The sequence below is a fragment of the Pseudomonas sp. NFACC43 genome (genome assembly GCF_900119645.1).
Classification (GTDB): Bacteria; Pseudomonadota; Gammaproteobacteria; order Pseudomonadales; family Pseudomonadaceae; genus Aquipseudomonas.
The window spans coordinates 497,701-519,444 of record NZ_FPKK01000001.1 but is presented as its reverse complement, the minus strand read 5'-3'; the positions used below and the strand labels follow the sequence as shown (position 1 = coordinate 519,444).

The following is a 21,744-nucleotide window of genomic DNA, read 5'->3' as shown; positions in this document are numbered from 1 at the left end:
ATGGGCAAATCGCTGGTCATTGTGGAATCCCCGGCTAAGGCCAAGACCATCAACAAGTATCTGGGTAACCAATACGTGGTGAAGTCGAGTATCGGCCATATCCGTGACCTGCCCACCAGCGGTTCGGCTAGCGCCAGCAAGGAGCCAGCCGCCAAGCGCGGCAAGGCCACTGCGGGCGAAGCGCCGGCGCTGTCGCCGAAGGAAAAGGCGCGCAAGCAGCTGGTCTCGCGCATGGGAGTCGATCCGGAGCATGGCTGGAAGGCCAAGTACGAGATCCTCCCGGGCAAGGAAAAGGTCATCGAAGAATTGCGTCGGCTCGCCAAGGATGCCGACACCATCTACCTGGCGACGGACTTGGACCGCGAAGGGGAAGCCATCGCCTGGCACCTGCGCGAAGCCATCGGGGGGGATGACAGCCGCTACAAGCGCGTGGTGTTCAACGAGATCACCAAGAAGGCCATCCAGGAAGCGTTCTCCGAGCCGGGCGAGCTGGACATCGATCGGGTCAACGCCCAGCAGGCGCGTCGTTTCCTCGACCGGGTGGTGGGCTACATGGTTTCGCCCCTGCTGTGGGCCAAGATCGCCCGCGGCCTGTCGGCCGGTCGTGTGCAGTCGGTAGCAGTGAAGCTGGTGGTGGAGCGCGAGCGGGAAATTCGTGCGTTCATTCCCGAAGAGTATTGGGAAGTGCATGCGGACCTCGGCACGACCAAGGGCGCGACCGTGCGCTTCGAAGTCGCCCGCGAGAAGGGCGAAGCCTTCAAGCCGCTCAACGAAGCCCAGGCCATGGCTGCGCTGGAGAAGCTCAAGGCTTCCAGCTACAGCATCGTCAAGCGTGAAGACAAGCCGACCAGCAGCAAGCCATCGGCGCCGTTCATTACCTCCACTCTGCAGCAGGCCGCGAGCAACCGCCTGGGCTTCGGCGTGAAGAAAACCATGATGATGGCCCAGCGTCTGTACGAAGCGGGCTACATCACTTACATGCGTACCGACTCGACCAACCTTTCGGCCGATGCCGTGGCGATGGCGCGCACCTACATCGAAAGCGAATTCGGCAAGAAGTACCTGCCGGACACGCCAAATGTCTATAGCAGCAAGGAAGGCGCACAGGAGGCTCACGAAGCGATTCGTCCCTCCGATGCCAATACCGAGCCGAGCAAGCTGTCGGGCATGGAGCGTGATGCCGAGCGCCTGTACGAGCTGATCTGGCGTCAGTTCCTGGCATGCCAGATGCTGCCTGCCCAGTACCTGTCCACCACCGTCAGCGTCGGTGCCGGGGACTTCGAGCTGCGCGCCAAGGGCCGCATCCTCAAGTTCGACGGCTACACCCGGGTCATGCCGCAGATCACCAAGCCTGGGGATGACGATGTCCTGCCGGACATGGCCCAGGGCGACGTGCTGAAACTCATCAAGCTCGATCCGACGCAGCATTTCACCAAGCCACCGGCACGCTACTCGGAAGCCAGCCTGGTCAAGGAGATGGAAAAGCGTGGTATCGGTCGTCCTTCGACTTATGCAGCGATCATTTCCACCATCCAGGATCGTGGCTATGTAGCGCTGCATAATCGTCGGTTCTACTCGGAAAAGATGGGCGATATCGTGACCGAGCGCCTGTCCGAGAGCTTCTCGAACCTGATGGACTACGGCTTTACCGCCGATATGGAAGAGAATCTCGACGATGTGGCCCAGGGCGAGCGGGACTGGAAAAACGTCCTGGATGAGTTCTACGGCGACTTCAAGAAAAAACTCGAAGTGGCGGAGAGCCCGGACAACGGCATGCGGGCCAATCAGCCGGTCATGACCGATATTCCATGCCAGACCTGCGGTCGTCCAATGCAGATCCGCACGGCTTCGACCGGCGTCTTCCTGGGTTGCTCGGGCTACAGCCTGCCACCCAAGGAGCGCTGCAAGGCCACGGTCAACCTGGTTCCGGGGGATGAAATCGCAGCGGACGACGAGGGGGAATCGGAATCCCTGGTGTTGCGTGGCAAGCATCGCTGCCCGATCTGCAGCACGGCGATGGATGCCTACCTGCTGGATGAGAAGCGCAAGCTGCATATCTGCGGTAACAATCCGGATTGTGCGGGCTACGAGATCGAAGAGGGCAGCTATCGCATCAAGGGGTATGAAGGCCCGAGCCTGGAGTGCGACAAGTGCGGTAGCGAGATGCAGCTCAAGACCGGCCGTTTCGGCAAGTTTTTCGGTTGCACCAACCCGACCTGCAAGAACACCCGCAAACTGCTGCGCAGTGGTGACGCCGCACCGCCGAAGATGGATCCGGTGAAGATGCCTGAGCTCAAGTGCGAGAAGGTCAACGACACCTACATCCTGCGTGACGGTGCGTCCGGCCTGTTCCTGGCCGCCAGCCAGTTCCCGAAAAACCGTGAAACCCGGGCACCGCTGGTGATAGAGCTGCTGCCGCACAAGGACGAGATCGATCCCAAGTACCATTTCCTTTGCGAAGCGCCGCAGAAGGATCCGGACGGTCGCCCGGCAGTGATTCGCTACAGTCGCAAGACCAAGGAGCAGTACGTCCAGACTGAGGTCGACGGCAAGCCCACCGGCTGGAAGGCGTACTACGACGGCGGCAAGTGGACCGTTGAAGACAAACGCTGATTGTCGGCAATGACTTGGGGATGAAAGTGCTTGCGTGCGCAGAATGACCAGGCAGCTCCCACAGCACCGTTGTTGAACAGAAAAGGCCCCGTCATGGGGCCTTTTCTGTTTTTGGCTTGCAGTCGCCTCGGTTGATCCATGACACTGTCGCTCTTGCGTGAAGCTTTCATGTCGTTGGGAGGATGCCGCCATGGCCCACGAGCTCTATACCCGCACCAACCAGAAAATCTATTTCGCCGGCCTGTCGCTCGAGGCGCTCGCCAGGGCCGAGGATGGACGAGCAATGAACTCCCCTGCACTGATCCAGGCTGGGCGTGAGTCCGCCTTGTTTCACCTGTACGGTGCGTTATTGGGGTTGTGTCATGAAATCGCAGGCTTCTATCGCTTGCCTCAGGCCAATGCTCCGCGTGCAGAGCTGCTGTTGACCCGCGAGGTCCTCCAGGACATCGCCATCCCCGAGCTGGCGGAAATGATCGAACTGGCTCAGAACCCTGAAACCTGGCTGGCCAGATTGCTGGCGGCCCATGGGGCGCTGTTCCAGCCGCCGCGGGCACCGCACAAGCCCAAGGGCGATGTAACCCAGCCGTTGATTGTGGCGGTCAACCTGGACGAACCGGAGCCTGAGGACGAATTGAGTCGGGAGGAGCTGGAGAGCTGGCGCCAGAATCTCAAAAGCCTGGCGATTCGTTTCCGTGAAGGGTTGAACGAATGCTGATGGTCTTTTCGGACCGTAACGTTCATTGACAACGCTTGGTCAAGATCCCGAGCGAATCCTGGCCGATGGCGATATAATCCTCGCCTTTCGTGGAGAACAGACTTTTATGCCTACGTCCTTTCTAGAAATTGTCGAACTTCCTGACGGCCGCATCGAGCTGCGCAGGGCTGAGGACGAGGGTTCCCTGGTTACCCTGAGTTTCTCCGAAGACGCCAAGGCGTTCCTTCAGGGGCAGCACGTCGAAGTCGCCAAGGCGATGTTGAGCGTGGGTGTCCAAATGGCAGGGCGCCTGGTTGAAGGTGAGTTCAGCAAGGAAGAAGGACCACGGGTTCTTCATTGATATCCGTTTGTCGGTTTTTGAAAGATGATTTGCTGACCGGCTTCTCTGTCCTGGAGAAGCCTCGTGGTTGTCCTACCCCAAACGAATATTCAGGCTTTGTGCGTCTCCGACGCGAGCGGCGCTGATCAACTGTTGCCGCACGGCAGGGGATAGCGGGTTGAGCCAGCTGACCACCGTATGGCTACGGCCCAGGCGCAGTGCTTCGCACGTCAACTGTTGGGCGCTCTGAGTGCCTCGGGGCTGCAGCAGCAGGATACGCTCGCGATTGAGGCCGGCATCTCGCAGCCAGGCTTGGGTAACGCTCGCCGGAGGCGCGATCAGCGTCAACCAGCGAGCGTCCTGGTCCTGGCTCAACTCCCGCAGGATCGGGGCCAGCAGGTTCAGGCAGTTCCCGGCCGCACCACGTAACGACAATTCACTGAAGGCCTCGGGCTCGACGCCCCAGGGTGATTCGATCACATCTTTCAGGACTGGAGCCAAAGGCTGGGCCATGAATGCCTCGAACAGCGGCAGTTGCGTGTGCTGTGGTGTGTGAGGGAAATGCATAAAGCCTCCTTTAGCGGCGAATGACGCCGACGCTCAAGCCTTCGATGACGAGATCCTGTTCTTTCAGGTTCACTTCGATGGGGGCGAATTCGGGGTTTTCGGCGATCAGCCAGACCTTGCTGCCATCGCGCTTGAAGCGCTTGACGGTCACTTCGTCACCGATACGCGCCACGACGATCTGGCCATTGCGGGCTTCGCGAGTGGTGTGCACCGCCAGCAGGTCGCCATCGAAAATGCCGATGTCCTTCATGCTCATGCCGTGGACGCGAAGAAGATAATCGGCCCGGGGATGGAAGAAAGAAGGGTTGATGTTGCAGGATTCTTCGACGTGTTGTTCAGCAAGGATCGGAGCGCCTGCCGCCACGCGGCCAATGATCGGCAGGGTGGTTTCGTCGGCCTTGGCTTCGAAGCCGGGGATGCGGATCCCGCGGGACGCGCCGGGCGTCATTTCGATCGCGCCTTTGCGAGCGAGGGCCTTGAGATGTTCTTCCGCCGCGTTGGGCGACTTGAAACCCAGTTCCTGAGCGATTTCCGCGCGGGTCGGCGGGTAGCCGTTGTCTTCTAGGCAGCGTTTGATGAAGGCCAGAATCTCTGCTTGGCGTGGCGTCAGCTTTAGCATATTGATCGCTCTGTCTTTTTATACAGTGACTGGGATTATATACAGTGGCGGCCGCTTGGCAATCCTCCTTTTTTCTCGGACCGCCGGACGGTAGAAGGAGCTGCTGGATGCGCCATGGCTACAGCCTGTCAAAGGTATGGTTAAATAGCTGACCGCCCGTTCGCAAAACGTCCCGCCAGGCTTGACAACGCGGGGGCTGAAACGTATGTTTCAAACAAGTGTTTGTCAGGCGGAGTAGCCATGGCCCAGTCGGAAACCGTTGAACGCATTCTCGATGCTGCCGAGCAGTTGTTCGCGGAAAAAGGTTTTGCCGAAACCTCGTTGCGTCTGATTACCAGCAAGGCCGGGGTGAACCTGGCGGCGGTGAACTATCATTTCGGCTCGAAGAAGGCGCTGATCCAGGCGGTCTTCTCGCGCTTCCTCGGGCCTTTCTGCCTCAGCCTCGACCGCGAGCTGGAGCGCCGCCAGGCCAAGCCCGACGTCAAGCCCACCCTCGAAGAATTGCTGGAGATGCTGGTCGAGCAGGCGCTTGCCGTGCAACCACGCAGTGGCAACGATCTGTCCATTTTCATGCGCCTCCTGGGCCTGGCCTTCAGCCAGAGCCAGGGACACCTGCGGCGTTACCTCGAAGACATGTACGGCAAGGTGTTCCGCCGCTACATGCTTCTGGTCAACGAAGCCGCACCGCGTATCCCGCCCATCGAGCTGTTCTGGCGCGTGCATTTCATGCTCGGTGCCGCTGCGTTCAGCATGTCCGGTATCAAGGCCTTGAGGGCCATCGCCGAAACCGATTTCGGCGTGAACACGTCCATCGAGCAGGTGATGCGCCTGATGGTGCCGTTCCTGGCGGCCGGCATGCGCGCCGAGAGCGGCGTCACCGACGACGCCATGGCGGCCGCGCAATTGCGTCCGCGCAGCAAATCGACACCGGCGCTCGCCAAGGCCTGAGTGCCCGGTGCATGGGTGGGCGCGGCGGCCTACATCCGCTAAGCTAGCCGCCCATGCACACTCTCGTTTCGAATCCGCCCCATCTCCCATTGCGTGACCGCGTTCTGTCGGGCCAGGCGCCTGAGGGTGCGGTCGCGCAGCCGCCGTGCGGATTCATCATTATCAAGGAACTATTATGACTTCTGGCCTGCAAGGCTCGTTGATGGTGGACGTCGCCGGTACCTGGCTGACGGCCGAGGACCGCCACCTGTTGCGTCAGCCGGAAGTGGGCGGCCTGATCATTTTCGCTCGAAATATCGAGCATCCACGGCAGGTTCGCGAGTTGAGCGCGTCGATACGGGCCATTCGTCCAGACCTTCTGCTGGCGGTGGACCAGGAGGGGGGGCGCGTTCAGCGCCTGCGCCAGGGGTTCGTCCGTTTGCCGGCCATGCGGGCCATTGCCGACAATCCGAATGCCGAATACCTGGCCGAGCAGTGCGGCTGGATCATGGCCACCGAGGTGCTGGCTGTCGGTCTCGACCTGAGCTTCGCGCCGGTGCTGGATCTCGATTACCAGCGCAGCGCCGTGGTTGGTAGTCGTTCTTTCGAAGGTGATCCCGAGCGCGTGGCATCGCTGGCAGGTGCGTTCATTCGTGGCATGAAGGCCGCCGGCATGGCGGCCACCGGCAAGCATTTTCCCGGTCATGGCTGGGCCGAGGCCGACTCTCACGTGGCCATCCCCAATGATGAGCGCAGCCTGGAGCAGATCCGCGCCAATGACCTGGTGCCCTTCGCCAGATTGAGCAAGCAGTTGGCCGCAGTGATGCCCGCCCATGTCATCTATCCCCAGGTCGATGCCAACCCGGCAGGTTTTTCCCGACGCTGGCTGCAGGACATCCTGCGAGGCGAGCTGCAGTTCGACGGCGTGATCTTCAGTGATGACCTGTCGATGGCTGGCGCCCACGTTGTTGGCGATGCTGCCAGTCGCATCGAGGCCGCGCTATCGGCCGGATGCGACATGGGCTTGGTGTGCAACGACCGCGCAGCCGCTGAGCTGGCCTTGAGTGCTGCACAGCGGTTGAAGGTCAAGCCGTCGGCACGGATCGACCGCATGCGTGGCCAGGCGTTCGCCACCACCGAGTATCGCCAGGATCCACGCTGGCTGACGGCGATCGGCGCCTTGAAGGCTGCCCAACTGATCGACTAGGACATCATCGATGGCCGTTCACGCAATCATCGGCGGTACCGGCCTGGCCCAACTGGAGGGCCTGGCCATTCGCCAGTCCCTGACGGTGGAGACACCCTATGGCGCACCGTCCTCCCAGGTGCACATTGGCGAATTCGCCGGGCGTGAAGTCCTGTTCCTGGCTCGTCATGGTCATCCTCATCGCTTCCCGCCCCATCAGGTGAACTATCGCGCCAATCTCTGGGCCCTGAAGCAGGCCGGTGCAGAGGCGATCCTGGCCGTCAACGCCGTGGGTGGGATTCATGCGGCCATGGGGACCGGACATCTTTGCGTGCCCCATCAGTTGATCGATTACACCAGCGGTCGTCAGCACACCTATTTCGCCGATGACCTGGAAGCGGTCACCCATATCGACTTCAGCTATCCCTACAGCGAGCTGCTGCGCCAGCGGCTGATCGCTGCCCTGGTCGCCGAGGGCTGCGACTACAGCGATCGAGGCGTCCATGGCTGTACCCAGGGGCCGCGCCTGGAGACGGCCGCCGAGATCGTACGGCTGGAGCGCGATGGTTGCGACATCGTCGGCATGACCGGCATGCCGGAAGCGGCACTGGCCCGTGAGCTGAAACTGGACTACGCCTGCCTGGCCCTGGTGGTGAACCCGGCCGCCGGGAAATCCGCGACGGTCATCAGCATGGCAGAAATCGAGCAGGCGTTGCGTGACGGGATGGGAACAGTGAAGTCGGTGCTGGCCCGGGTGCTGGCGGCGGGATAGCCGGCTATTGCGGGCCTGTGCGCTCTTACTGGGGAAGGGCGTGGACAGGGGCTTCGCCGACGTCAGCGCTTTTCCAGCTTATCCGGCAGCGGGGCAAACAGCGCCTCGATATCGTCGCTCTGCAATTGCCAGTCTCCTGCCACGCGGCCGTCCAGCACGCCCGCAGCGAGGTCGGATTTTTCTTTTTGCAGCAGCTGTATCTTTTCTTCCACTGTGCCTCGGGCAATCAGCTTGTAGACGAACACCGGTTTTTCCTGGCCGATGCGGTAGGCGCGATCAGTTGCCTGGTTTTCTGTGGCGGGGTTCCACCACGGATCGTAATGGATCACGGTATCGGCCTCGGTCAGGTTCAGGCCCACGCCTCCAGCCTTCAGGCTGATCAGGAAGATCTGGCGCTTACCGCTCTGGAACTCCTTGACGGGCGTGCGCCGATCCCGGGTCTGGCCGGTCAGGATGGCGTAATCGATCCCGCGTTTTTTCAGCTCGCTCTCGATCAGCGCCAGCATCGAGGTGAACTGGGAAAACAGCAGCACCCGGCGGCCTTCTTCGAACAACTCTTCGAGCATTTCCATCAGGCTGTCGAGTTTGCCCGAGGTGCTGCCCTTGCTGGGCAGGTTGGCGTCGTTGATCAGGCGCAAATCGCAACACACCTGGCGCAGCTTGAGCAACGCCTCGAGGATGATGATCTGGCTGCGAGCCACGCCTTTTCGGGTGATCTCGTCGCGGACTTTCTTGTCCATGGCCAGGCGCATGGTTTCGTAGACGTCCCGCTGGGCATCGCTGAGTTCAACCCAATGGACGATCTCGGTCTTGGGCGGCAGTTCCGTCGCCACTTGTTCTTTGGTCCTGCGCAGCAGGAAGGGTTTCACCCGACCATTGAGGTGCTTGAGCCTCGCGTCGCTGCCGCGTTTTTCAATCGGCACGCGGTAATCGCGGTTGAAGCTCTTGACGTCGCCCAGCCACCCCGGCAGAAGGAAATGAAACAGAGACCACAGCTCGCCCAAGTGATTCTCCAGGGGCGTGCCGGACAGGCACAGGCGCTGCCGGGCATTGAGTTCTCGGGCGGCCTGGGCGGCTTTGCTGGTGGGGTTCTTGATGTACTGGGCTTCGTCGAGGATCAGTACATGCAGCGATTGCGCCGCCAGGCGCTCGACATCCTTGGGTAGCAGCGCGTAGGTGGTCAGTACCAGGTCGTAATCGGCCAGCCGATCGAAGTGCTTCTTGCGTCCGGCGCCATACAGGGCCAGCACCTTCAGTTGCGGTGTGAAGTGGGCTGCTTCGTCGAGCCAGTTGGGAATCAGGCTGGTGGGCATTACCACCATGCAGGGCCGGTCCAGGCGGCCGGCATTTTTTTCGCTGAGAATATGCGCCAGGGTCTGTAGGGTCTTGCCCAGGCCCATGTCGTCCGCGAGGATGCCGCCGACTTCCAGCTGCCGCAGCGATTGCATCCAGCTCAAGCCTTCGAGCTGATAAGGCCGCAATGTCGCGTTCAGTCCCTCTGGCGCGGTGGCCGTGTAGTCCTTGATGTCTCGAAGGCGCTGGGCAAGGCTGCGGATATGCTCGCCGCCTTCCCAACGCAAGGGCATGTCCTGCAACGGGTTGAGGCGCAAGGCGTCCGCGTTGTTCAGGCGTAGCTTGGTAGTGCCCGGTTCCTGCAGGTAAAACTCGCCCAGGGTCGCCAGTACCGGTTTCAGTCGGCCATAGGGCAGGGCCACTTGTTGCGGGCCAAACTGCGAATTCGGGCGGTTCGGCAGGTTGACCAGAATCAGTTCGTCGTCGCGCCGTCTCGCCAGGCGTTCCGGGTTGAACAGCTCGATGTGCGAGCGCATCAGGTTCAGCAGGATCGGCAGCAGGCTCAGCCGCTCGCCATTGACGATGATCCCCAGCTCCAGGTCGAACCAGTCCCGCTCCGGCGTTTGCTCGACGGTGGCGTACCAGTCATCCACGGCGGTGAGGTCGAAGCCGAAATCCTCGTCGATCTGCAATTCCCAGCCCTGGCTACGCAGTTTCGGCAGGTCATTGAGCGTGAATGTCAGCCAGGCGCTGTCGTTGACCATTTCGTACAGTTCACCGGCGCTTTCCGGCAGGGCCTTGCTTTGTCGGGTCGCCACCTTGAAGCCGAGGATCCTTAGCTGTTCGCGATAGGACTGTTCCACATCGGTCTGGCGTTTGATCCGCAGCGTTTGGGTTTCCTGGCGAATCAGTACGTCGGTATTGCGCTGGCCGCTGACGTACTCGTCCAGGTAGCTGAACGACAGGGCGGCACGATGCTGGATATAGCGTTGCATCTTGCCATTGCGCGGCTCGAAGGCACTGAACTCGATGCTGGCCAGCCAGAGGCGCGGCACTGGCTGGACGTTGTCCACAAGCACTTGCGGCGGGGCCTTGGGGCTGCGGTTGTCCAGCACCGCCTGAAGTTTTTCCAGCAGTTGCGCGTCTTTTTCGGCGGCCGGGTAGGCCAGGGTTTCCTGGACTTGCAGCAGCACCGCCGCACAGTGCTTGCAGTTGATGCGTACCGGGCAGGAGCACGCCGCTTCAAGCAACAGCAGTGTCCCTTTGGCTGACTCTTTCAGGCGAATGGTCTGACGGTAAACGTTGCCGCCAGAGCCTTCGCAACTGGCGGTAATGGTGCTTTCACCGGCCTCGACGATCCTGATGCGGTTTTCCTGCGCGTAGCGGCGCCCGCGTTCCAGGCTCTGCTCCTTGAATCGATTGACCCAGGAAGGTGCCAGGGGTTTGCTCAGGGGCGAGGGCATAGGCGCGCCGGTCAGTCGGGAATGACGTCAGGCGCCTGCCGTGGGGCGGGCGTGGTCATGGAGGTGATCTTGATTAGCAAGGCAAGATGACCGTTGTCCAGGTAATTGAGCTGGCCATTCTTGGTGTGGCTTTTCTGTTTCAGGCGTTCGCTGGCGGTGACCAGGCCATTGCCATCGATCTGGTTGACCCAGAAGTCGGCATCCACGTCGGTGAAGCGTCCCAGTTTCAGTTCCAGGGTGCCTTCGATAGGGAATTGACCGAACTGTTCGGTGCCGTCGCTGATGGCGACCTTGCTGCCCTGTTCGCCCAGGGTCTGTTGCCAGGCTTTGTGCATCAGCACCGTGTACTGGCCGCTTGCGTTGAGTTTCTCCACGATGTTGCCCATGGCTGGCGCGCGCTGGCTGTCCGCGGCCAGGCGTTGCGCGCCGGCATCCCAGTCCTCCGGTGCGGCGCGACTGATGATTGCCGGCTCGGCATTCTGGCGTACCAGGATCATTTCAACCTGATACAGGTCGTCGGCGAACGCCAGGGGAGCGACCAGGGTCATCAACAAGGTCAGTGAGCGAAACAGGCGCATGGGGCGTCCTTCAAGCAGTGGTCGGGGTGAGGCGCTCGAACAGCGCTTCTACGGTATTGAAACGCTCTTCCGGGCGTTCCATGGGCACCATGAACTTGAACATCGTGGCACCCTCGAACTTGTAGCGTTTGGGCTGGCCCTGGATCAGCTTGATCAGCACCAGCGGATCGACCGGGGTCTGGGCCTCGAACTCGATACGGCCGCCGTTGGGCCCGCCGTCGACTTTCTTGATGCCCAATTGCTCGGCCTTGAGCTTGAGTAGCGTGGTACGTACCAGGTTCTTGGTCGGCTCCGGCAGCAGGCCGAAGCGGTCGATCATCTCCACTTGCAGGTCCTTGAGGCCTTCTTCATCGCTGGCCGAGGCGATGCGTTTGTAGAGAATCAGCCGCGCATGCACGTCCGGCAGATAGTCCTCGGGAATCAGCGCCGGTACCCGGAGGTTGATTTCCGGCCCGCCACCCAGGGGCTGGTCGAGGTTCGGCTGTTCGCCCTTGCGGATCGACTTGACGGCCCGTTCGAGCATTTCCATGTACAGGGTGAAGCCGACGGCCTGGATCTGGCCACTCTGGCCATCGCCCAGCAGCTCACCGGCGCCGCGGATTTCCAGGTCGTTGGTCGCCAGTACGAAGCCCGCGCCGAGGTCCTGGGTATTGGCGATGGCCTCCAGGCGTTTCTCAGCATCCGGGGTGATCTGCTGGCGTGGCGGTGTCAGCAGGTAGGCATAGGCCTGGTGATGGCTGCGCCCGACCCGACCGCGCAACTGGTGCAACTGGGCCAGGCCGAACTTGTCGGCGCGCTCGATGATGATGGTGTTGGCGCTGGGCACGTCGATGCCGGTTTCGATGATGGTCGAGGCGATCAGCACGTTGAAGCGCTTGTGGTAGAAATCGCTCATCACCTGCTCGAGTTCACGTTCGCGCATCTGCCCATGGCCGATGCCGATCCGGGCTTCCGGTACCAGCTCGGCCAGGTCGGCGGCGCATTTCTCGATGGTCTTGACGTCGTTGTGCAGGTAATAGACCTGGCCGCCACGCAGCAACTCCCGCAGCAGGGCTTCCTTGACCGTGCTCTTGTTCTGTTCCATGACGAACGTGCGCACCGACAGGCGACGGGCCGGCGGCGTGGCGATGATCGACAGGTCGCGCATGCCCGACACCGCCATGTTCAGCGTGCGCGGGATCGGCGTGGCGGTGAGGGTCAGGATGTCGACTTCGCTGCGCAGGGCCTTGAGCTGTTCTTTCTGGCGCACACCGAAGCGGTGCTCTTCGTCGATGATCACCAGTCCGAGGTTTTTGATCTTCACATCGTCCTGCAGCAATTTATGCGTGCCGATGACGATGTCGATCTTGCCCTCGGCCAGATCCTTAACCGCAGCGTTCACTTCCTTGGCGGATTTGAAGCGGCTCATCACTTCCACTGTCACCGGCCAGTCGGCGAAGCGGTCGCGGAAACTGTTGTAGTGCTGCTGGGCGAGCAGGGTGGTCGGCACCAGGATCGCCACCTGCTTGCCGTTGTGCACGGCAATGAACGCGGCGCGCATCGCCACTTCGGTCTTGCCGAAGCCGACATCGCCGCACACCAGCCGGTCCATCGGCTTGGGCGCGAGCATGTCGGCGCGCACGGCTTCGATGGTGGTCTGCTGGTCGACGGTCTCTTCGAACGGGAAGCCGGCGCTGAAGGTCTCGTAATCGGCTTTCGGGTCGGTGAACGCGAAACCTTCCCGCGCGGCCCGGCGGGCGTAGATATCCAGCAGCTCGGCGGCGACGTCGCGCACCTGTTCGGCGGCCTTGCGCTTGGCCTTCTGCCAGGTTTCCGAGCCCAGGCGGTGCAACGGGGCCAGGGCATCGTCGCTGCCGGTATAGCGTGCGATCAGGTGCAGGTTCGCCACCGGCACGTAGAGCTTGGCACCCTCGGCGTATTCCAGGGTGAGGAATTCGGCCGTCTGGTTATCGACTTCCAAGGTGGCCAGGCCCAGGTATCGGCCCACACCGTGGTCGATGTGCACCACCGGGGCGCCCTCGCGCAGCTCGGTGAGGTTCTTGATGACGGCTTCGTTGCTGGCGTCGGCCCGTTTCTCGCGGCGCCTGCGCTGCATCACGCGCTGGCCGAACAATGGGCTTTCGGCGACCAGTGCAAGGGCCGGATCGTCGAGCACCAGCCCTTCGTCCAGCGGCGCGATGGTGATCGCCATTCGATCCGTGCCGGCGACGAAGTCCGGCCAGCTGTCCACGGTCTTGGGTCGCAGCTTCAGGCGCTCGAGCAGTTCCAGCAGGACTTCTCGCCGTCCGGCGGACTCGGCGGTGAACAGGACGCGGCCGGGAAATTCGTCGAGAAAGCCCGCCAGGGCCCACAACGGTTGGGTGGCCTTGGCTTCGATGGCCAGGTCGGGCAGGGGCTTGGCGGGGAAACGTTCGCGGCCGACACCGGGCTCCACGTCCTGCTGGCTGGCCACCACGCGGGGCCAGCTCTTGAGGCGGGCAAAGCAGTCTTCCACCGGCAGGAACAGCTCGGCCGGCGGCAATAGCGGGCGGGCCGGGTCGACGCGGCGCTCTTCGTAACGATTGCGCACGTCGTTCCAGAAGTTTTCCGCCGCCTGTTCGATGCCGGGCAGGGAAAACACCTGGGTGTCCTGTGGCAGATAGTCGAACAGCGTGGACGTGTCTTCGAAGAACAATGGCAGGTAGTACTCGATCCCGGCCGGGGTGATCCCGCTGCTCAGGTCCTGGAAGATCGGGCAGCGGCGGAAATCCACATCGAAGCGTTCGCGAAAGCGTGCCTTGAAACGGGTCACGGCTTCCTTCTGCAGCGGGAACTCCTTGGCGGGCAGCAGGCGGACCGACTGGACCTTGTCGATGGATCGCTGGTTTTCCGGGTCGAAGGTGCGCAGTGTCTCGATTTCGTCATCGAACAGGTCGATGCGATAAGGCAGCTTGCTGCCCATCGGGAACAGATCGATCAATGCCCCGCGTACGGCGAACTCGCCGTGCTCGTAGACGGTATCGACGCAACGATAGCCGCTGGCTTCCAGGCGGCTGCGCATCTGCTCGACGTCGAGTTTCTGGCCGATGTCCAGCACCAGGCTGCTACCGAGCAGGAACTGGGTCGGTGCCAGGCGATGTAGGGCCGTGGTGATCGGCACTACCAAAACGCCATGACTGAGCTCGGGCAACCGGTAGAGGCTGGCGATTCGCTGGGAAATGATGTCTTGGTGCGGGGAAAACAGGTCGTAGGGCAGGGTTTCCCAATCCGGGAAATGCAGCACTGGCAAATCCGGGGCGAAGAAACTCAGCTCCTGTTCCAACCGCTCGGCGCTCTGGCTGTCGGCGGTCAGCAGCAGGGTGAAGCGCTTTGCAGCGCTGGCGGCCTCGGCGATGGCCAGGCTCAGGGCGGCACCGGGCAGGTTGCCCCAGTGCTGTTTACCTGCACAGGCAGGGAGATGCGGGAGACGCAGAACGGGCACGGAAGGTTGAGCTCCAAGCGTTGCGACAAAGTCGACAATTGTAGCGGGGTAAAGGGGGGGCTGTCAGTCGTAGACTACCCTGGCGAAGGGGAAAACCACGGCGCGACAGGCGCGCATTGCTCAGCCGTGGACTCGGCGGCATAATGTAGCCCCTTTTTTCAGCCCCTACATGTGGAAGGTTCCCGTGACTCAGAAGCCCGACCAGTGTCTTGGTGAATGGATCGATCGTGAAGCACTCGCCGAAGCGATGATCCCTCTCATCGGTCAGCTCTACCGCAATAACAACGTGGTGAGCTCGATCTATGGCCGCAGCCTGATCAACCAGTCTGTCATCGCGATTCTCAAGGCTCACCGCTTTGCTCGCCACCGTCAGTCTGACGACAGCGAATTGTCCGTCCACGAAACTTTCCCTCTGCTCAAGGCCATGAGCGAGCTCAAGCTCGGTGCCGCCTCGGTGGACCTGGGCAAGCTGGCCGTCAAGTTCAAGGCCCAGGGCAATGGCCGCAGCGCCGAGCAGTTCGTTCGCGAAGAGCTGGCCGATGTGGTGGGTCAACAGAACGCTTCGGCCCGTAAAGGTACCGACGTGGTGCTGTACGGCTTCGGTCGTATCGGCCGTCTGCTGGCGCGCATCCTGATCGAGAAGACCGGTGGCGGCGACGGCCTGCGCCTGCGGGCCATCGTGGTGCGCAAGGGCGCCGAGAACGACCTGACCAAGCGTGCCAGCCTGCTGCGCCGCGATTCGGTCCACGGTTCGTTCAACGGCACCATCATCATCGATGAAGAAAACAACACCATCTGCGCCAACGGTAACCTGATCCAGGTGATCTACGCGAAGAACCCCACCGAGGTGGACTACACCCAGTACGGCATCAAGGACGCCCTGCTGGTGGACAACACCGGCGTATGGCGTGATGCTGATGGCCTGGGCCAGCATCTGGCCTGCCCGGGCATCGACCGGGTCGTGCTGACCGCGCCTGGCAAGGGTAAGCTGAAGAACATCGTTCACGGTATCAACCATGGCGATATCACGGCCGAGGACAAGATCGTCTCCGCCGCGTCCTGCACCACCAACGCCATTGTGCCGGTGCTCAAGGCGGTCAACGACAAGTTCGGCATCGTCAACGGTCACGTTGAAACCGTGCACTCGTATACCAACGACCAGAACCTGATCGACAACTTCCACAAGGGCGATCGCCGTGGCCGCAGCGCCGCGTTGAACATGGTCATCACCGAAACCGGTGCCGCCACCGCCGCTGCCAAGGCCCTGCCTGAGCTGGCCGGCAAGCTGACCGGCAACGCGATCCGTGTGCCGACGCCAAACGTGTCGATGGCTATTCTCAACCTGAACCTGGAGAAAGCCACCAGCCGCGAAGAGATGAACGAGTACCTGCGCTATGTGGCGCTGCATTCGGAACTGCACAAGCAGATCGATTTCGTCAATTCGCAGGAAGTGGTCTCCACCGACTTCGTAGGCTCGCGCCACGCCGGCGTAGTCGATGCCGAAGCCACCATCTGCAACGACAACCGCGTTGTCCTGTATGTGTGGTACGACAACGAGTTCGGTTACAGCTGCCAGGTGGTTCGCGTAATGGAAGACATGGCCGGTGTAAACCCGCCAGCGTTCCCGCGCTAAGCCCAGGCCGCCCATGAAAACGCCCCGACTTGTCGGGGCGTTTTTTTTTGTCTGAGCTTTATGTCCTGCGCAAGGCCTGCTCGCGCCAGGACTTATCTGGCGCCGCCCGCCATCGAAGCCTGTGCAGTGCGCAATTCATGACGATTGCCCCTGAACAGCACCAGGGTCGCCACCAGCCCCAACACCGCCGCGCCACTGAGCCATATGCCGGGAGCCGCCTTGTTCCCCAGCTCATGGATCAGATAAGTACAGGCCGCCGGGGTAAAGCCGCCGAAGGTGGCGGTGGCAAGGCTGTAGGCCAGGGAAAAGCCGGTGGTGCGCACCTCAACCGGCATGATTTCCGTCAAGGCCACCACCATGGCGCCGTTGTAGGATCCGTACAGGAACGAGAACCACAGTTCGACCATCAGCAGATGGCTGAAGCTAGGGTTCGTCACCAGCCATGACAGCGCTGGATATGCCGTTAGGATCGCCAGGATTGTCGCTCCCAGCAGCAAGGGCTTGCGTCCGATCTTGTCGGAAAACGCACCCATCACCGGTAACCAGAAGAAGTTCGACAGACCGATGCATACCGTGACCAGCAAGGCATCCAGATCCGACAGGTTCAATTCGGCCTTGCCGAAGGTCGGGGTATAGGCGGTGATCAGGTAGAACGACACCGTGGTCATGACCACCATCGCCATGCCGGCCAGGACGATGCCGAAGTTCTGACCGATGGAGCGGATGATTTCCGACAGGGTGGGGCGGTGTTTTCTTGCTTGGAACTCAGGGGTTTCCTCCAGAGAGCGACGGATCACGAAAATGGCCGGCACGATCATGCAGCCCACCAGGAAAGGTACGCGCCAACCCCATTCGCCCATTTCCTGGGGGCTCAGCCAATGATTGAGGGCCACCCCCAGCAGCCCGGCAAACACCACGGCGGCCTGTTGGCTGGCGGACTGCCAACTGACAAAGAAACCCTTGCGTCCCGGCGTGGAGATTTCCGCCAGGTACACCGACACACCGCCCAATTCCACACCGGCGGAAAAGCCCTGCAGCAACCGCCCCAGCAGCACCAGCAGCGGGGCCATCACGCCCAGGGTGGCGTAACCTGGCACACAGGCGATCAGCAAGGTGCCCGCGGCCATCATCGCCAGGGTGATGATCAGTCCCTTGCGGCGACCGTGTCGGTCAATATAGGCGCCGAGAAAGATCGCCCCCAGCGGACGCATCAGAAACCCGGCGCCGAACGTGGCCAGGGACAGCATCAGCGAAGCGAAGGCACTGTCGGTGGGAAAGAACGTCCTGGCGATGGCCGTGGCGTAGAAGCCGTAGACCATGAAGTCGAACATCTCGAGAAAATTGCCGCTGACCACGCGAAAGATCGCCTTGGCGCTGCTCGTGTTGGAAGACATGTCGGTACTCACTCTGGCAAATCTTGTAGGAATCGCAGTACCTGTGGGAGCGAGCCTGCTGGCGGTGGCGACGGATCAATCAGCACCCATGCGACTGACTCTCCACTATCACGACCAGGTTCGCTTCCACAGATTCGCGCATGCACGCGCTGACGCCCATAATGGCGGGCGCGGTTTTGAGGGGAGATGAAGATTTGTTAATTGGACGCAGGGAGATGCTTGTGGTCCTGGTTGCTGCCTTGTCCGGCTGCGGCAACGGCGACACCCTCGAGCGATTCGACGGGCCCACCATGGGTAGTCGTTATTCTGTCCAATACGTCAGGCATTCCGCCGCCCCTGGCCCGAAAGCGCTGCAGGGCGAGGTGGAAAGCATCCTCGCCGAAGTGGACCGGCAGTTCTCGACCTATCGCAGCGATTCCGAGATCGAGCTTTTCAACGGGTTGCCGGCCAACAGTTGCAAGGTCATGCCCGGGCCGGTCCTGGAACTGATACGAGTGGGGGAACGGTTGTCCCTGGACAGCGAGGGGGCTTTCGACCTGACGGTGGAGCCGTTGTTGAACCTGTGGGGGTTCGGCCCCCAGTCCCGGGAAGAAAAGGTGCCAACCGCGCAAGCCCTGGCCCAGGCGCGGCAGCGTGTCGGCTACGGGCACCTGCGTATCGACGGTGAGCGGTTGTGCAAGGACGCCGCGGTGGAAGTCGATTTCAACAGCGTCGCCGCGGGCCATGCCGTGGACCGGATCGCCGCCAGGCTCCAGGCCCTGGGCATCGACAGCTACCTGGTGGAAGCCACGGGAGAGCTCAAGGCTGCCGGACACAAGCCCGATGGCGCGCCCTGGCGAGTCGCCCTGGAAGAACCCCGGGACGACCGGCAGGTGGCCGAGCGTGTCATCGAGGTCGATGGTTATGGGGTTTCGACGTCCGGTGACTACCGTCATTATTTCGAACAGGACGGAACGCGTTATTCCCACACGCTCGACGCACGCACCGGTTCGCCGGTCCGACACAACCTGGCGTCAGTGACTGTGATTCATCCTTCGGCGTTGATGGCCGATGGACTATCGACGCTGTTGCTGATTCTCGGCCCGGAAAGGGGCTGGGACTATGCCGAAAAACACGGTATCGGGGTATTTTTCGTGGTGCGGGAGCAGGGGCGCTTCGTCATCCGCACCAATGATGCATTTGAACGGTTTAGCACCGGCAAAGCCCAACGATGACAGGCTGGTGAAAGGGTAGGTGTGGCGAAATGGCGCAGGCAAAAGGGGGTGCCCCCTAGCCTAGGACGCGACCAAGGGGTAATGTGCGCGGCGTTGACGCTTCTATAGACTGTGGCCGGGCTCGTGAACCGGCCCCAAATTGTTCCTTCATGCCGCAAACGGCGTGATTTAGCCGTGGTCGCCAAGTCCGGCGCCGCGGCCTGTTCTGAGGAGTACGCATGGCTGTCTACAACTACGACGTGGTGGTACTGGGTTCCGGCCCGGCGGGGGAAGGCGCGGCAATGAACGCCGCCAAGGCAGGGCGCAAGGTGGCGATGGTCGACAGCCGTCGGCAGGTCGGCGGCAACTGCACCCACCTGGGCACCATCCCGTCCAAGGCCTTGCGTCACTCGGTCCGGCAGATCATGCAATTCAACACCAATCCGATGTTCCGGGCGATCGGCGAGCCGCGCTGGTTTTCCTTCCCGGACGTGCTCAAGAGCGCCGAGAAAGTCATTTCCAAGCAAGTGGCCTCGCGTACCGGCTACTACGCTCGCAATCGCGTGGATGTGTTCTTCGGCACCGGCAGCTTCGCCGACGAGCAGACCGTCGAAGTGGTCTGTGGCAACGGCGTCGTGGAAAAGCTGGTGGCCAAGCACATCATCATCGCCACTGGTTCGCGCCCGTATCGCCCGGCCGATATCGACTTCAACCATGCGCGGATCTACGACAGCGACACCATCCTGAGCCTGGGCCATACCCCGCGTAAGCTGATCGTCTATGGCGCCGGCGTGATCGGTTGTGAATATGCCTCGATCTTCAGCGGCCTTGGGGTACTGGTGGAACTGGTGGACAACCGTGGCCAGCTGTTGAGTTTCCTGGATTCGGAAATCTCCCAGGCCCTGAGCTATCACTTCAGCAACAACAACATCACCGTGCGCCACAACGAAGAGTACGACCGTGTCGAGGGTGTGGACAACGGCGTGATCCTGCACCTCAAGTCCGGCAAGAAGATCAAGGCTGACGCCTTGCTATGGTGCAATGGCCGTACCGGCAACACCGACGCCCTGGGCCTGGAAAACATCGGCGTGAAGGTCAACAGCCGTGGCCAGATCGAAGTCGATGAAAACTATCGCACCTGCGTGCCGAACATCTATGGCGCCGGTGACGTGATCGGTTGGCCGAGCCTGGCCAGTGCCGCCCACGACCAGGGTCGTTCGGCCGCCGGCAGCATCGTCGACAATGGCAGCTGGCGCTTCGTCAACGACGTTCCGACCGGTATCTACACCATTCCGGAGATCAGCTCCATCGGCAAGAACGAGCAGGAGCTGACCCAGGCCAAGGTGCCGTACGAAGTGGGCAAGGCTTTCTTCAAGAGCATGGCGCGGGCACAGATCGCCGGCGAGCCGCAAGGCATGCTCAAGATCCTGTTCCACCGCGAGACGCTGGAAGTGCTGGGCGTGCACTGCTTCGGCTACCAGGCCTCGGAGATCGTCCACATCGGCCAGGCGATCATGAACCAGCCTGGCGAGCTGAACACGCTGAAGTACTTCGTCAACACCACGTTCAACTACCCGACCATGGCCGAAGCCTATCGGGTAGCGGCCTACGACGGGCTCAACCGGCTTTTTTGAGCGGCTCCGGCCGGTGGCCTGAGCCGGCCGGGGAGACCGATTTCAGCAATTCTCGAGCGTGGCAGTGGCCAAACCGGGAAAGTCTGTAATCAGGCTGTCAGCGCCAAAGTCGGCGAGCCTGCGCATGAGCGCGGGCTCGTTGACGGTCCACACCGACACATGCAGGCCCTGACGCTGCGCCTTGATCAGGCGTTCCGGCGTGCACAGGGTCCAGTTCAGCGCCAGAATCTCACAGCCATAGCTCTGCGCGACCTTCAACGGGTCGAGCCAGGCGTATTCCGCCACCAGGCCACGGGAAATGTCCGGGGTCAGCTCCAGGGCAGCCTTGAGCACCTCCCGGGAACTGGACGTGATGGTGACCTTGTCCAGCAGCCCGAAGCGCTGGGCCATTTCGCGAATGCCCAGCACCGTCGCCGCCGCCCGGGTGCGTGACGCGCTTTTGACTTCCAGTTGCCAATGCTCGAAATCACACTTCTCGAACAGCTCTTCGAGGCGCGGGATCGGGCACGGCGTGATCCAGCCCGGGCCACCTTTGCGCGCATCGTAGGTCACCAGCTCGGCGGCGGTATGTTCCACCACCTTGCCCCGGCGATCCGTGGTGCGCTTGAGGGTCGGGTCATGGATCACCATCAACTCGCCGTCCATGGAGAGGTGCAGGTCCAGTTCGCAACGGCGCACGCCGTGCTTGAGACATTCCTGAAAACCGGTCAGGGTGTTTTCCGGCGCTTCGCCCTTGGCGCCGCGGTGGCCATAGATGAGGGTCACGGTTGTTCCTTATGGGTACCTGATTCGTTCAGTTCTCGCGCCAGGCGACGTTCTTGCGCCTGTTTCTGCAGGATGTAGCGGGCCAGCAACTGGCGCTGGCCGTCGGTCGGGTGTTCGAACTCGGTACCGACATCATAGCCATCGCCCTTGGGATCGCAGTGGGTGACACGCGCCCGCAGCAACAGGCCCAGGGCCTGGGGCATCAGCACCAGTTTGATGGACAGGTGCGCGCCGACGGCAATGGGCGTGGGGTATTGGAAGTCGATGCCGCCTTCGGAAATGATCACCGGTTGTGGCTCGCCGATCTCCCCCAGCACCGTCAGGGCAATCACCTGGCTGAGCAGGTCGATGCGTTTGTTCATCACCTTGAGGTACGCCGCGATGCTGCGTTCGCGCTCGCTGATCTGGCGCAGCAGGTGTTGTGACTCGAATTCGCTCAGGTGCAGTTCGCTGAGCAGATTGAATAATGGAGAAGCATCCTGCAACAGTTCCTGGCTGGCGGCTTCAGGAATCGACAGGGGCTGAATTTCCAGTGCGATCGTGTCCTCGATACGGTAGTATTCGCGGCGATCTTCTTCATCTAATGTCGACATGGCGAACCCATGGTAGCGGC

At 61.7% G+C, this 21,744-nt stretch carries 17 protein-coding genes; 9 read left to right on the top strand and 8 right to left on the bottom strand.

Going from position 1 to position 21,744, the window contains the following annotated elements; genetic code table 11:
- From topA to BT179_RS02230, 3 genes are all read left to right on the top strand, one after another.
- Positions 1 to 2,613, top strand: a complete 2,613-nt coding sequence (gene topA / locus BT179_RS02240) for a type I DNA topoisomerase (protein WP_072389005.1) — start codon at positions 1 to 3, stop codon at positions 2,611 to 2,613.
- Positions 2,614 to 2,803: 190 nt separating this feature from the next.
- The gene (locus BT179_RS02235) at positions 2,804 to 3,328 is read left to right on the top strand and encodes a DUF6586 family protein (protein ID WP_072430353.1); all 525 of its coding nucleotides are present in this window, start codon (positions 2,804 to 2,806) and stop codon (positions 3,326 to 3,328) included.
- A gap of 106 nt (positions 3,329 to 3,434) precedes the next feature.
- Positions 3,435 to 3,668, top strand: coding sequence for a hypothetical protein (locus BT179_RS02230; RefSeq protein ID WP_072389598.1), 234 nt, complete (start codon positions 3,435 to 3,437; stop codon positions 3,666 to 3,668).
- A gap of 72 nt (positions 3,669 to 3,740) precedes the next feature.
- Here the strand turns inward: BT179_RS02230 and sulA are convergent, their stop codons facing one another.
- The gene (sulA, locus tag BT179_RS02225; RefSeq protein WP_072430354.1) at positions 3,741 to 4,214 is read right to left on the bottom strand and encodes an SOS-induced cell division inhibitor SulA; all 474 of its coding nucleotides are present in this window, start codon (positions 4,212 to 4,214) and stop codon (positions 3,741 to 3,743) included.
- Between the two features lie 10 nt (positions 4,215 to 4,224).
- The gene (lexA, locus tag BT179_RS02220; RefSeq protein ID WP_072388999.1) at positions 4,225 to 4,833 is read right to left on the bottom strand and encodes a transcriptional repressor LexA; all 609 of its coding nucleotides are present in this window, start codon (positions 4,831 to 4,833) and stop codon (positions 4,225 to 4,227) included.
- A gap of 240 nt (positions 4,834 to 5,073) precedes the next feature.
- On the opposite strand from lexA, the gene BT179_RS02215 reads away from it, so the two are divergent.
- The 3 genes from BT179_RS02215 (at position 5,074) to BT179_RS02205 (ending at position 7,718) form a co-directional block, all read left to right on the top strand.
- Positions 5,074 to 5,781 carry a TetR/AcrR family transcriptional regulator gene (locus BT179_RS02215; RefSeq protein ID WP_072388997.1) on the top strand — a complete coding sequence of 236 codons (708 nt, stop codon included), beginning with the start codon at positions 5,074 to 5,076 and terminating at the stop codon, positions 5,779 to 5,781.
- 187 nt (positions 5,782 to 5,968) lie between these two features.
- A complete protein-coding gene (gene nagZ, locus BT179_RS02210; RefSeq protein WP_177305086.1) occupies positions 5,969 to 6,967 on the top strand; it encodes a beta-N-acetylhexosaminidase in 999 nt (332 codons plus the stop codon).
- A gap of 10 nt (positions 6,968 to 6,977) precedes the next feature.
- Positions 6,978 to 7,718: an S-methyl-5'-thioinosine phosphorylase gene (locus tag BT179_RS02205; protein WP_072430356.1), complete on the top strand. Its 741-nt coding sequence runs from the start codon at positions 6,978 to 6,980 to the stop codon at positions 7,716 to 7,718.
- 62 nt (positions 7,719 to 7,780) lie between these two features.
- On the opposite strand, the gene BT179_RS02200 is transcribed toward BT179_RS02205, so the two are convergent.
- The 3 genes from BT179_RS02200 to mfd are packed head-to-tail and all read right to left on the bottom strand — an operon-like array spanning position 7,781 to position 14,512.
- Positions 7,781 to 10,474: a DEAD/DEAH box helicase gene (locus BT179_RS02200; RefSeq protein ID WP_072430357.1), complete on the bottom strand. Its 2,694-nt coding sequence runs from the start codon at positions 10,472 to 10,474 to the stop codon at positions 7,781 to 7,783.
- Positions 10,475 to 10,485: 11 nt separating this feature from the next.
- Positions 10,486 to 11,052 carry a CsiV family protein gene (locus tag BT179_RS02195; protein ID WP_072388990.1) on the bottom strand — a complete coding sequence of 189 codons (567 nt, stop codon included), beginning with the start codon at positions 11,050 to 11,052 and terminating at the stop codon, positions 10,486 to 10,488.
- Positions 11,053 to 11,062: 10 nt separating this feature from the next.
- Positions 11,063 to 14,512, bottom strand: a complete 3,450-nt coding sequence (mfd, locus tag BT179_RS02190; protein WP_072430358.1) for a transcription-repair coupling factor — start codon at positions 14,510 to 14,512, stop codon at positions 11,063 to 11,065.
- Between the two features lie 169 nt (positions 14,513 to 14,681).
- Here mfd and BT179_RS02185 point away from each other — a divergent pair, with 169 nt between their 5' ends.
- Complete coding sequence (locus BT179_RS02185; protein ID WP_072388986.1) at positions 14,682 to 16,145, top strand: glyceraldehyde-3-phosphate dehydrogenase; 1,464 nt, start codon at positions 14,682 to 14,684, stop codon at positions 16,143 to 16,145.
- Positions 16,146 to 16,237: 92 nt separating this feature from the next.
- Here the strand turns inward: BT179_RS02185 and BT179_RS02180 are convergent, their stop codons facing one another.
- Positions 16,238 to 17,539: an MFS transporter gene (locus tag BT179_RS02180; protein WP_072430359.1), complete on the bottom strand. Its 1,302-nt coding sequence runs from the start codon at positions 17,537 to 17,539 to the stop codon at positions 16,238 to 16,240.
- A gap of 215 nt (positions 17,540 to 17,754) precedes the next feature.
- Between BT179_RS02180 and BT179_RS02175 the strand changes: the two genes are divergently transcribed.
- Positions 17,755 to 18,753: an FAD:protein FMN transferase gene (locus tag BT179_RS02175; protein WP_072388982.1), complete on the top strand. Its 999-nt coding sequence runs from the start codon at positions 17,755 to 17,757 to the stop codon at positions 18,751 to 18,753.
- Positions 18,754 to 18,971: 218 nt separating this feature from the next.
- Positions 18,972 to 20,366 (top strand): Si-specific NAD(P)(+) transhydrogenase, encoded by a 1,395-nt coding sequence (gene sthA / locus BT179_RS02170; RefSeq protein WP_053158653.1) that lies wholly within the window; start codon positions 18,972 to 18,974, stop codon positions 20,364 to 20,366.
- Positions 20,367 to 20,408: 42 nt separating this feature from the next.
- Here sthA and BT179_RS02165 read toward each other — a convergent pair whose 3' ends face one another.
- Together BT179_RS02165 and BT179_RS02160 are read right to left on the bottom strand one after the other, a co-directional pair.
- Positions 20,409 to 21,131, bottom strand: coding sequence for a glycerophosphodiester phosphodiesterase (locus BT179_RS02165; protein WP_072388980.1), 723 nt, complete (start codon positions 21,129 to 21,131; stop codon positions 20,409 to 20,411).
- On the bottom strand, positions 21,128 to 21,724 hold the full coding sequence (locus BT179_RS02160) for a PilZ domain-containing protein (protein WP_072388978.1): 597 nt from the start codon (positions 21,722 to 21,724) through the stop codon (positions 21,128 to 21,130). Before BT179_RS02160 ends, BT179_RS02165 begins: the two co-directional genes overlap by 4 nt.
- Positions 21,725 to 21,744: the final 20 nt, after the last annotated feature.